Origin of the sequence: Anaeromicropila herbilytica, assembly GCF_016591975.1 — a bacterium.
Taxonomy (GTDB): Bacteria; Bacillota; Clostridia; order Lachnospirales; family Lachnospiraceae; genus Anaeromicropila; species Anaeromicropila herbilytica.
Window position 1 is genome coordinate 3,923,451 of the sequence record NZ_AP024169.1, and the last position, 11,736, is coordinate 3,935,186.

Sequence of the window (11,736 nt, forward strand, 5' to 3'; positions counted from 1 at the left end):
ATATCAGCGTATACCTTACACCTCAATCGTATCAAAGAACTTCCAGTCTTCGAAGTTAAAGGACATAGATTCTTCCGTTAACTTTTTATTCTCCCAGTTGGATAGATCAAGATCTGTAAAGGTACATCCTGTTAACGCTACTTTTTCTGTACCTCTTGAATCAGGATCTGATAATTGACTAATAAGCGTAAAGGTTTTTGCCTTTCCTTTTCTTAGATCATCACTTAATAATTGAATAAATCTTGAATTAATCTTATTTGCTTTTAATTCACCCTTACATTCCAGACCAACAATCTTCGTACCATCTACGAGTTTACCAATCTGAGACACAGTCTCTGTCTTTGGTGTAACTGTTGCTTTAAAACTTAATACTTCTCCAACTTCATGATTGTCGATCCATATCTTTCCGTATGAACCATTAATAACTTCTCTTGCTTGATATCCCATGTTTCCACGTCCTTCCTATTTTCCTAATTAATATTACAGATAGATTGGTAATGAAATCTCTTCGATTGCATCCAAAATAGTTACTTTAGCTGTTAAAAATACTTTATCTCCTGTGTTGTATACTTTGATTTCCTTATCACTTAAAGAATCCGTAGCTACACCAGTGCCTTTTAGATAAGCTCTTTGCGTTGGAATGTCAATGCCAACACTAGCCTCCTCTAAGATTCCATCTAAGATTAACTTTTCAAAATAACCATTGATTGCTGAGATCAATAAGCATTTATTATCGTAGCTATTTGAATATTTACCAAGATAATTATCTTCTGCTGTCTTCTTGACATCATCAAAGATCATATCCATGGCTTCTACAATCTTAATCTTCTTAAATTGCGTACCTTTTTCTTGGTTTGTTGTCACAAGGCTATTAACACCACGACCTACTTTTACTTTTTCTCCATCGTGAAATACGATGAATTTACCTGCATCAATTGCTGCATCTAATTCTGATGTCTTTAACTTTGTACAATCCGTTAATTCTGGTAGTGGCGCAAAGGTTGATGCGATAGTCAAAGGTGTTCCTGCTAGTAGCCCAGCAATACGAGAACAATATTCCTCTGTCTTATAAGTGGTACTTCCTTTCACTAACATAGGTGTAGCAAAATTAATGATTCCTTCACAGTCACTTGCGCTATTAGGTAATACCGCTTTGCACATCTTTCCAGAAGTTCTCTGTGCCTTGATCCAAGATGCAACTTCTGCAGTCTTGCCATCCGTCTCAACAGTTGGAATTGCAAGATAATCAAATGGTGTAACTTCTAAGTAGCTATAAGCCGTACTATAGTCAACAGTCTGACCATTTGCTATGAAATAACAAATCACTTTCTTCGGTGCTTTGGTATAACCAATTAATGCAAGTTCAATTTGCTCCCTATTAACATCGCTAATCTTACTAGGGATATCGCTAGGATCTAGAACAACCACTGGATTGGTCGTTGGTACAGTCGCTTCTTTTAAGATTAATGCAACTGTTCCTCTCTCTGAACGTGCAATACTTGCAATAGCACGTTCAATAAATGATATATTTACGTTTGGTAATCCCATTCTCTCTACCTCTTTCTACTTTATATTTTGGTTGAAATTTAAAACACTCATCGTCTTATGCTCGTCTACAATCTCATTTGCCTGCTTAAATTCCAGATCAAACGTCAGAGTTAGCATATTACTATTACTTCCTGAATAAGCAAAATGATAATCCGCTACCGTAAGTATCCGGTCTGAAACCGTAAGATTCATTCCAAAGATCTGCTGTAATTCTTCAATCTTTTGCATGTTATCCATGAAATTAAATTCGTTTTGCAGGTAAGTAATGCTGATTGCATATGTATATTTCTTGTAATTGTAATTCTCCATACTTATTGTCTTTGGATAAATTGAAACCACAAAAGAAGGTTTCCCATAAGTATCCTTGATCTCTTGACCATAGATTCCATAAGTTGGATACTTTTCTGTTAGCTTAGTTGTTAAGCTTTCATAAATATTTTGTATTGTTGTCATTTGAAATCACCATATTCTTTTCCGAATGAAAACCCTTCATTATTCATTACAACCCCATTTCGTTTGAATAGGTCTAATCAATATAGAACCATTCATTCTCCAATTAATCATTTTTTCTTTCCCCTCTCTTTGCATAAATAAGCTTATTGTCTCGTTAATGCTTGATTCTTCTGTTGCTCTCATAACGTTATGATTTTTGTAAGTTGCATTTTGCATCTGATTGCTTATTTTTATTACTTACTGCTTAATAAAATAACGCTAACCCCCTATTATCATTCTATATATGGCATATTAACCTTTGGGTAGTCCAAATTTGGATTGTACTTTATTAGCCCGTGTTGCATTATGCAACTCTCTTTGTAAAAAAAATAACACTTGTAGCATTAGGATACACATTTTCCACCTTATGTAGCGCTATGCAACTTACATTTATTATAATACCACCATATACCACCTATGTCAATAGCATAACGCAACTTTTTTCAAACTTTTTTATTTCCTATATTGCGCTATGCAAAATACTATATTATAATAAGTACAATAGCTAATAATATGCATATAAACCTATAAACCATAAGGAAGGTGTGAACATGGAAAACAAAGAAATAGGTCTTAGAATAAAATCCAGACGTGAAGAAAAGAATCTAACGTTACAAGAAGTTGCTGATAAAGTTGGCGTAGCAAAATCAACGATTCAACGATACGAAGCAGGTACCATCGAAAATATTAAACTACCTGTAATCAATGCTATCGCTCAAGTTCTAGGTGTTAATCCATCCTGGGTGATTGGTAAATCAGACTCACCTGATGTTGAAAAGGATACAAGAGATTTTGAGCTTAAGGATACCTATTTTAGTTTTGCGAAAGAGATGCAAGAGAAGAATGTTTCCGAAGAAGATATGCAAAAACTATGGCAATTTTATGAGATGATTAAAAAGATGTGATGAGGTGAGCCATTTGACAATAAGAGGCTATATAGGATCGAATCAATTAGAAAAGTTAGTATACTTTAAGTTAAAAAGCCTAGGAATCACCGAAGATGATTATCCCCTCGATCCATACTTATTAATTGAAAAAGAAAATATTATGTTACAGTTCTCTCCATTTGACGATGATAATATTCGCGGGATGTTAGTCCATGGGCCTAATATCAGTGGAATTCTGATTAATTCAAATCGAAATGATGCTTCCAAACGTTTCATAGCAGCTCATGAATTATCGCACTACTGGTTTCATCCACACGAATCTCGTACGGTATGCTTTGAGCATTATAAGGAAACAACGAGAGGTATTGAATGGCAAGCCAATCATGCAGCCGCTTATGCTCTAATGCCTTCTAAGATATTAAAAGAAGCTTATGCATACTGCGAAGGTGATATTCCATTCTTATGTGACTATTTTGGTGTAAGTAAAGATTCTATTACCTATCGAATTAAGGAATTAGGATTGAAGAAAAAGCAACATCGTTACCAGATCCATGACGATAATGACTTGGTTCTTAATTTTCTTGAAAATGAATGGTTATATGGCGATATATAATAAAATGTGAAAGTAAATTTTGAATTAATATTTTATATTTTCTTTCACACATTTTTCATATTCCATTCATACCAAGTACACATTCTTTCGATATACTATATACATATTAAGCAAGAGCTTTTTAGATAAAATAATTTTTTTCATAAATAAGCCGGTAAGTTAACTTACCGGCACTCCTCATGTTAAGGGATCAAATGATTGCCTTTTCTTTTTTTATGTTCTTTAGACAAGTATATTTCTCATATATTATGTTTGAGGTGATAGTAATGAATTCTTGTGAATATATAGCTTTTATTACAGCTATTGCATGTACCATATCTAACTGTTGCTCAGAAGAAGAAGTGGAATTACTAGCTGATACCTTTAGTCAACTAGGTGATAGTCTCGCCACAATGCTAACGCATAATCAGATCTGTAGCAATCAAAATAAAGAAAGTAATCAGAATAATGAAACCACTCAAAATAATAAAATCAGTCAATATTAACACTATAGAATCATTTTCTTAATCTTATTAACATCTCCATCCATAATAGAATAGTTACTTAATAGTTCATCCTCTATATTAGGTGATAAATTAGAATGTATGTATAGTGATGAAAGTCCAATCGTATTGGCACCTTTAATATCTGCTATGTAGTCATTTCCAATCATAATACTATCTTCCTTACATAAATTATATTTCTGCAAGATTGCCTGATACAAAAGTGGTGATGGCTTCTTACATCCTTGATCTGACGAGAATAAAATTCCATCAAAATAATCATATATGTCTAACATTTTCATCTCTGGTTCTGTGAAGATCTGTTGGGCGTTGGACAATAAATAGATTTTTTTATCTTTCTTTTGTAACTCATCTAATAAATCAATTACTCCATCGTATAATCCGATATCTTGAATTGAGAGTGCACGAAAGATAGTACCCGTTTCCTTCGCTAGCTGTAGATTAGCATCTATTGACTTATTTTGAAATAACATTTGAAATACTTTTGTTATCTCTATTTCTGGGTAGTCCACATTAGTTAACTTTTCTTCTAACAAATCACACAATCTTTTATATTCATTCTTCAACTCCAAAGGTTGATAATTGGCGCCCTGAAATCTATAGAATAGCGCTAGTTTATCCCATAGATATTTCTTCTTCTCATTCGTATGAATATTGACTAACGTTCCATATAAATCAAAAATGTAATTCTTGTATGTGTGCTTATACATATTTATCTCCCTGGTTTTTTATTAATCATACCATATTTTTCTTATTTAGTGATATAGATTGGGTTAAATTTAATAATAAAGGAACTACCGTGTACCCAATATTATCATTGGATATATCAATAGTTCCATTTTATAACTATATTTTTTATACTTCATAAGAAATATAGTTATGGCTTTATTAATTAGAATTATTTGGATAAAAGCGTTCCAACCACTTCAATTCTTTACGTTCTTCATTAGGCTCATACCATCCCTTGCTAAAAAGTCGATTAATCCTTTGAAAATATTCTTCATACATTTCGCCAACACGCTTCAATGAATAGTTTTTTTCAGCCCATTCTCTACAATTTCTTGGGTTGATGTTATCTATATTTTTTACTGCCCAACAAAATTCTTCAAATACTCTACACCTATAGCCCGTTACCCCATGCAAAACTGTTTCTGGAAAAGCACCCCAATCTGTAGTTATAACAGGGGTTCCACAAAGTTGTGCTTCAACATTAACTCCACCAAAAGGTTCAAGATAATAAGTTGGCATCAAAACTGCTTTGGCATTTCCTAATAATTCATTTCTTTCTTCTGGACCAACTGCTGCATGATATTTAATATGTTTTTCCGAACTTAAATTAAAGCCCTCTGCGCTATTATCTAATGATCCTTGCCCTACAATATATAGTTCGTTTCCTGTTGCTTTAGCTACATCAGAAGCCACTTGGATTCCTTTTCTGTTAATTATACGTCCAAAGTAAAGCAAGTAATCCTGTTTATCTTGCTTAAACGTGAAATCATTTGGGTCATAGTAATTTGGAATTACTGCATCATACCATTCTCCATCTTCAATCTTAAGTAACCCATAAATATGATGCATCCATGCATACGATTCAAAAACACGATGATCAGAAAATACTCCAGAATAACCTATTCCTGGTTCAATAGTAATAAGTTCAACAGCATCAGCAATAGGTTTTTGATAAATACCCATAGGGCATAGTAGAATATCTCGTTCCTGTTTTCGTTCCATAATTTCTTTTATTGCATTACTATTAAAACATCTATGTGCAATATCGTTAGGATCTTGCTTAAAAAATTGTGTCGTTCTGTCATAATCACCATATGCTTGCCTAAGAATATCTTGAGTTGACACTTGTATGAATTCATCACACGGTACTTCTGACCCTTCAACACCATAAAAATAAATCGTATGACCATATTCTTTTATCATTTTGGCTAACTTAATAATTTTTTGTGTATAGGCACATGCCGAGTTATTTGTATTTGTTTCCAAATGAGCCAGCCCTAATAAGTGGAATCGCAATTTTGACATTCAATAACCTCTCTTATTTATAAATATTTGATATTTTATAAAAGGCTTGCAGTGTAATTATACATACAACAAGCCTTCTATATCTTATTTCTTAACTTCTTAGGAATTTGACGAGGATATTAGTTTATACATGATTACATTGGTATTAACCGATTCTTACTATAGCCTTATGCTTCAAATGTGATTCCTGCATTGAAAAATACATTAACATTTCCTTGTGGTTCTTCTTCATCCGTTGTATATACTACTAACAATACACGTGTACCAGCAGTAACTGTAACAGATACTGTTGCTCCTACGCCCCCAGTAACGGCATTTTGCGCTGGCGTATCAATTTGAACAAAAGCAGCAGTTGGATTGAAAGTTGCTGAATTACCTGCAGCAGTATAAACACGTGCAACAATATCCACAGTCGTCTCATTACCGCTATTACCAATTGCACTAGCTGCCACTCTTGTTATTGTTCCATTTCTTGGAGCTACAAAAGCAAAAGCTTGAATAACCGTTGTATCTGAGATTGGTGTACCAATTATCGTATTTAAAGCAGTACCATTGGCATTTCCAAATCCAAGAACAGCAGCCTGCCTTTGAACTCCTGTTGCTGTAGTACCTAAAATAAAACTCTCACCCGATGCAAATGGAATTACAGCTCCTGCTCCTGCTGGACCTGATGGGCCTGATGGACCTGCTGGACCTGATGGACCCGATGGACCTGATGGGCCTGCTGGTCCTGATGGACCTGATGGGCCTGATGGACCTGATGGACCAGTTGGGCCTCCTGATGGACCTGATGGACCAGAAGGACCTGTTGGACCCGTTGGACCTGTTGGACCTGTTGGACCTCTTCTACAATCACAAAAACTTTTAACAGGATAACATTTTTTTATACAATCATGATTATGAGATTCATAACCATTACAATCATAATGTGTCATTCTTCAAACATCTCCTATACTAAAATACTTACAATTTTAATATATTCTATCTAGATAGAATTGTGAGTACTATTTATATAGAAAGCCATTATTTTTATTTTTCTTGCATAATTGTGTCGTTTAATTTAATAATTTACGTTTGCTACCCTTAATAGGAATACTATACTGTAAAATTTTTTTATGTAAAGTTCACAATTCTTTCATTTTTTCTACACAGAACAACCACATTTGTACTTTATACTATAAAACATAAAGCAAGAGGCTTTTTAAATAGATAAAACTTTTTTCATAAATAACCGGTGAGTGTAATGCTTGCCGGTACTCCTCAAAACTACTACTAAAATTTTATATAGATTCCCCTCCCTTTCGCCGGTTAAGTTTGAAACTAACCGGCATTTTTTTGTATCCTAATTTTTATTCATACCAAATATTCTTGTAGCAAATTTATCTTTATATAGGTTTTCAATATTAATAGCTTCTTCTGGTGATATTATTTTGGGCAATACACGAAGTATGGTGAATTGAAAGTGCTTGTAAGCATCTGGTCTATTTAAAGGGTGTCTTATTAACTTTACTTTTTTAAAATCCAGATTATACTCTTTGATTACTGTGGAAATTTTCATGTAATTTTCCTTTCTACTCTTGATTGTTATGAATCAATAAAATAACCACCAATCATTTTTCATAATTGGTGGTTATTGTTTGTAATTTAACTATTCATTACTTCATTAACTAATTTTCTTCTATATCTTTTTTAATTTCTTCCTCTTCTTTTTTATCGTAATAATTATAATTATTTCCACTGTTATTTCCAATTCCTTGCTTCATTGGAGCAATAAAAAATCCACAAACCATGCCAGCGAAGAAGCTAGCTACTGCTAATATTATTCCTGTATTCTTATTCATGCGTTCCCCTCCTATTATAGGTCTTATTTTACTATCAAATTTATCTTATTCTTATGTTATTACTTTAATTCTATCAATATACTATTACATTTTTAACCACATATCAATATCTAAGTATGGTATGTATAATTTAAAAAATATTATATATATTAAAATTGGTAATTAGTTGGACTATTTATGCATAAATTGTATCATCTTTCCATTTGTTTATAATAACTATATAAAAAAAGTTGGAGGTAATTAAAATGGACAATTTCAAACGAATACTCGCAAAAATTATGATCGTATTATGTTTATCATCTATGGTCACCCCATATGCTTTTCCTATTTCTAACTCAGAGTCTGTAGTTAGAGTGCAAGCAGCTACATACAGTAAATCAACCGTATATAGAGTGCAAGAAAAATTAAATTATCATGGTTATAGTTGTGGAGAACCTGATGGGAAAATAGGCAATCATACAAAAACTGCAATAAGAGAATATCAAAAAGACAAAGGACTTAAGGTCACTGGTACAATAAATAAATCGTTATTAAAATCACTACATATAAAGGCAACAAGTACAACTGTTTCCAATAAAAAAGAACGTATCGTATATGTAACTGAATCAGGAAAAAAATATCACAGAGATGGCTGTCGTTACCTATGGCACTCTAGAATTCCTATGAAATTATCAGAAGCTAAGAAATACTATGAACCATGTTCAGTATGTAATCCATAATCTAAATATTATGCGTTCAAAGTATTTTATTCAATGTTCACATTTCTTTCAATCTTTCTACACAAAGCAACCACATTTGTCCTTTATACTATAAAACATAAAGCAAGAAGCTTTTTATAAAATTTTTTTCATAAATAACTGGTGAGTTTAGTACTTACCAGTACTCCTCAAACTAATTACTAAAATTTGAATAGATTCCCCTCACTTTCGCCGGTTGAGTATCATTACTCACCGGCATTCTCCATTCGTTTCTTCTCCTATAAAATATTACACTAACAATCAATTACTTCTTTCTAGATTTCGCCCAAAAAGGATCGCAATAAATTAAAATTTCTGTTATCTCATCTTTTTCGTTATCAACAGTAATATCTATATATTGCAGTATGTCTTTTGTTCGTAAATTAAATGTGTAGTATATTTCATTGTAGTGTTTTTCTTCATCGTACTTCATTCTATTAATTACATTCTCAAATTTTTCACGCTTCATTCCTAATTGTATACCATAAGGTAATTGTATTATAGGAACATTCGACTCTTTCATAATATCGATAGTTGTAATATAACATTCATTAATAGATCTAACTTTTTCGCTATAGTTTTTAGCACTAAGAGTAATAGCATATATGTTCTTTGTAAAAGTAACATTCCACAAGTCGTTAGGATCAACCGAAATATCTATATATTTTTCTTCTATTTTCCATCCATTTTCAATTAATTCTGAAACACAAATTGGCATCTGATACATGTCATTATCCAATTCAATAATGAATGAGGAAAAATCGTTACTTAACTCGGTTGGTTTATTTTTAACATAAACATTCTTATTATTGATAGAGCTTTTATTATCGTGTCTAAAATATGAGTACATAAACAAAATAACAATCATCAAAAATATAAATAATATTATTGATACCACTACTTTTTTCTTCATCAGGGAACTCCTTTTACCTTCTGTAAATATATCCATATTTTAACATAGTATAATTTCATACGTCAATAAAGTATAAATATCTTAGTTCAATGAAGAACTAAAGAAATCCCATTATAAAATACGCCCTGCACCATCAATAAATAGTAGTGTAGAGCGTAAAAATCTTTCATTTATAAAATTTCTATATCCTACATTACAACCGCATCTTTGAGGATGATAACTTTTCCTATCAAATTAGAGTTTATTTCTGTATAAACAATGTTCCATCCTCCTGTAATTCCGCATAAAATACCTCTTTGACACTTTTAATATCATTATGCTTTAGCTGTTCCATCACCCACTCTTCATTCAAATCATATTCTTTTAAATTATTTCTCATTATTTTACCATCCGATATAATTTCAGATGGTAAATACCCAAATGATGGAGCCTGGATATTTAAATCCTTCTTATTAGGTTGTTCCTGCTCTGGTTTCTTCAATACACTTAATTTACCGTCTGGTTCTAATATTGCATAATCTATATTTTTAATTGAAAATATTCCTTCTTCTCTTAACAGCATAGATAAATCATCTAAGTTAATTCGTGTTGATTTTAATGCCTTTTTTATTATATTACCCTTTTTTATAATAATCGTTGGTTGGCCATCAATAATTCTTCTGATTTTTCCTGACTTAAGGTTTATATATCCTGTAAGTTCAGTTAATACACACCACCATACAATACCAACAAAGTCATCCATATACAGTTTATGCGATTCGCTTATCATATTAGCTGCAATGGAGCCTATAGTAATTCCAGTTATATAATTAAAAAATGTCAATTGACTTAGTTGCTTCCTACCTAATATTCTTGCTAGCATTAATAGCACAATAAATATGATACTAGTTCTATAAAGTAAATAGATAATATCCACTGTCATAAAATCCCCTTAATTATGTTAAATGCTATTATTATTGCTAAATTCAGTCTTTTTATACTAATTCTTGTTTTTCATTAACATCGCTAAATTACACACATACTTGTAGAAACAGCAAATATCCTTGCAATCATTTTTCTTTATCAATGCCCATAATGTAATAATAAAAAAACTACCAACTTAATTTAATAGTTGGTAGTAAGTCTATTTCTTATTCTTTATTGCAACTAATTGAGTCATTACATAATCACCATATGGAGTCAATTTCCAATAATTAAATGTATCTTTAACACTTCGATTTTTAAGACTTTTTTGAATTAATCCAAGCGCTTTTAATTGTACTTTTATAACTTGAAAATTTTCTGGCTTAATATATGAATTAGAAATTTTTTTTATCTTTTCCTGTTGCTTAATTAATACTATAGCATCATAATATTTATCTTTCAAATAATTCTTTAACACTTTTGATAGAGTACTTTCATCACATTCATCAATAAGATAAGGGGCAATAATTCTAAATATTTCATTCCAAGTAAACATATAAGCGTCTTCTCCTATATATTCTTTATCTTGAGTATTAATATAATGATATACATAACTAATATCTATTTCATCTTCTCCTTGAGATAATTTATCAGTGCCAACAGGCGCTGTTGTATTGAGTGATTGTAATTTTTCTTTTAATTCTGAATTTTCTTTTTGTAAAAGTAAGATTTCCTTCATTGAATTTTCATCTACAATTTCATCTGCTCTTACCCAACCAGTAGCAGGATAATCTTTTGTTAATCTAATCATACTTCTTGAAACGACACTCCCTAAGTCATCTGGATTAGTCCAGAATTTGTTCATTTTCTTCTGGGCAAGTTCACGAAATAATTTTAATTTTTCTTTACCATCTAATGACTGTTCAGATTTTGAAGATTGAATAGCTCCCGGATTTTTATGTAAAAATGATATTATAGGTTTATTTTTTTCAACCGCATATCGATATTCCATTTCTGTATATCCCATACCTTCATCGTTAGTTGACCCATACCTTCCTGCCAAAATCAATAAATAATAGTCACTATCATCTATCACTCTTTTAATCAAGGTCCATTGATCATCATTTGATGCAGGAAACAATTCCATACCAGCTGGAATACAATCTAATTCAAGTAAAGCTTGCATCACTTCTTTACGTTCTTCTTGTAAATCTTCAAATGTAGAACTGATAAAAACTTGATACCTTTTATCCATTTAACACCTC

The 11,736-nt window shown here is 31.7% G+C and carries 16 protein-coding genes; 4 read left to right on the forward strand and 12 right to left on the reverse strand.

All coding sequences use genetic code 11. From position 1 onward, the window contains the following. Positions 1-15: 15 nt before the first annotated feature. The 4 genes from bsdtb5_RS16920 to bsdtb5_RS16935 are packed head-to-tail and all read right to left on the reverse strand — an operon-like array spanning position 16 to position 2,217. Positions 16-447, reverse strand: coding sequence for a phage tail tube protein (locus tag bsdtb5_RS16920; protein WP_271713151.1), 432 nt, complete (start codon positions 445-447; stop codon positions 16-18). Between the two features lie 33 nt (positions 448-480). Further along, positions 481-1,548: a phage tail sheath subtilisin-like domain-containing protein gene (locus bsdtb5_RS16925; RefSeq protein WP_271713152.1), complete on the reverse strand. Its 1,068-nt coding sequence runs from the start codon at positions 1,546-1,548 to the stop codon at positions 481-483. A gap of 15 nt (positions 1,549-1,563) precedes the next feature. After that, positions 1,564-2,001 carry a phage tail terminator family protein gene (locus bsdtb5_RS16930; RefSeq protein ID WP_271713153.1) on the reverse strand — a complete coding sequence of 146 codons (438 nt, stop codon included), beginning with the start codon at positions 1,999-2,001 and terminating at the stop codon, positions 1,564-1,566. A 39-nt stretch (positions 2,002-2,040) separates the two neighbouring features. After that, a complete protein-coding gene (locus bsdtb5_RS16935) occupies positions 2,041-2,217 on the reverse strand; it encodes a hypothetical protein (RefSeq protein ID WP_271713154.1) in 177 nt (58 codons plus the stop codon). Positions 2,218-2,591: 374 nt separating this feature from the next. On the opposite strand from bsdtb5_RS16935, the gene bsdtb5_RS16940 reads away from it, so the two are divergent. The 3 genes from bsdtb5_RS16940 to bsdtb5_RS16950 all read left to right on the forward strand — a co-directional run bounded on the left by bsdtb5_RS16940 (position 2,592) and on the right by bsdtb5_RS16950 (position 4,025). Continuing rightward, positions 2,592-2,945: a helix-turn-helix domain-containing protein gene (locus tag bsdtb5_RS16940; RefSeq protein WP_271713155.1), complete on the forward strand. Its 354-nt coding sequence runs from the start codon at positions 2,592-2,594 to the stop codon at positions 2,943-2,945. A 13-nt stretch (positions 2,946-2,958) separates the two neighbouring features. Then, positions 2,959-3,540 (forward strand): ImmA/IrrE family metallo-endopeptidase, encoded by a 582-nt coding sequence (locus tag bsdtb5_RS16945; RefSeq protein WP_271713156.1) that lies wholly within the window; start codon positions 2,959-2,961, stop codon positions 3,538-3,540. A 266-nt stretch (positions 3,541-3,806) separates the two neighbouring features. After that, positions 3,807-4,025 carry a DUF6774 domain-containing protein gene (locus bsdtb5_RS16950; protein WP_271713157.1) on the forward strand — a complete coding sequence of 73 codons (219 nt, stop codon included), beginning with the start codon at positions 3,807-3,809 and terminating at the stop codon, positions 4,023-4,025. 2 nt (positions 4,026-4,027) lie between these two features. Here the strand turns inward: bsdtb5_RS16950 and bsdtb5_RS16955 are convergent, their stop codons facing one another. The 5 genes from bsdtb5_RS16955 to bsdtb5_RS16975 form a co-directional block, all read right to left on the reverse strand. Further along, positions 4,028-4,753 (reverse strand): HAD family hydrolase, encoded by a 726-nt coding sequence (locus bsdtb5_RS16955; protein WP_271713158.1) that lies wholly within the window; start codon positions 4,751-4,753, stop codon positions 4,028-4,030. 178 nt (positions 4,754-4,931) lie between these two features. Next, a complete protein-coding gene (locus tag bsdtb5_RS16960; RefSeq protein WP_271713159.1) occupies positions 4,932-6,077 on the reverse strand; it encodes a glycosyltransferase in 1,146 nt (381 codons plus the stop codon). Positions 6,078-6,244: 167 nt separating this feature from the next. Next, positions 6,245-7,012 carry an exosporium protein gene (locus tag bsdtb5_RS16965; RefSeq protein ID WP_271713160.1) on the reverse strand — a complete coding sequence of 256 codons (768 nt, stop codon included), beginning with the start codon at positions 7,010-7,012 and terminating at the stop codon, positions 6,245-6,247. A 407-nt stretch (positions 7,013-7,419) separates the two neighbouring features. Beyond that, positions 7,420-7,635 carry a GIY-YIG nuclease family protein gene (locus bsdtb5_RS16970; protein WP_271713161.1) on the reverse strand — a complete coding sequence of 72 codons (216 nt, stop codon included), beginning with the start codon at positions 7,633-7,635 and terminating at the stop codon, positions 7,420-7,422. 109 nt (positions 7,636-7,744) lie between these two features. Then, positions 7,745-7,918, reverse strand: coding sequence for a hypothetical protein (locus tag bsdtb5_RS16975; RefSeq protein ID WP_271713162.1), 174 nt, complete (start codon positions 7,916-7,918; stop codon positions 7,745-7,747). A 245-nt stretch (positions 7,919-8,163) separates the two neighbouring features. Between bsdtb5_RS16975 and bsdtb5_RS16980 the strand changes: the two genes are divergently transcribed. Next, positions 8,164-8,637 carry a peptidoglycan-binding domain-containing protein gene (locus bsdtb5_RS16980; protein WP_271713163.1) on the forward strand — a complete coding sequence of 158 codons (474 nt, stop codon included), beginning with the start codon at positions 8,164-8,166 and terminating at the stop codon, positions 8,635-8,637. Positions 8,638-8,920: 283 nt separating this feature from the next. Here bsdtb5_RS16980 and bsdtb5_RS16985 read toward each other — a convergent pair whose 3' ends face one another. From bsdtb5_RS16985 to bsdtb5_RS16995, 3 genes are all read right to left on the reverse strand, one after another. After that, complete coding sequence (locus bsdtb5_RS16985) at positions 8,921-9,568, reverse strand: hypothetical protein (RefSeq protein WP_271713164.1); 648 nt, start codon at positions 9,566-9,568, stop codon at positions 8,921-8,923. A gap of 241 nt (positions 9,569-9,809) precedes the next feature. After that, positions 9,810-10,490, reverse strand: coding sequence for a YetF domain-containing protein (locus bsdtb5_RS16990; RefSeq protein ID WP_271713165.1), 681 nt, complete (start codon positions 10,488-10,490; stop codon positions 9,810-9,812). Between the two features lie 201 nt (positions 10,491-10,691). Continuing rightward, on the reverse strand, positions 10,692-11,726 hold the full coding sequence (locus tag bsdtb5_RS16995) for a DUF4062 domain-containing protein (RefSeq protein WP_271713166.1): 1,035 nt from the start codon (positions 11,724-11,726) through the stop codon (positions 10,692-10,694). Positions 11,727-11,736 lie beyond the last annotated feature (10 nt).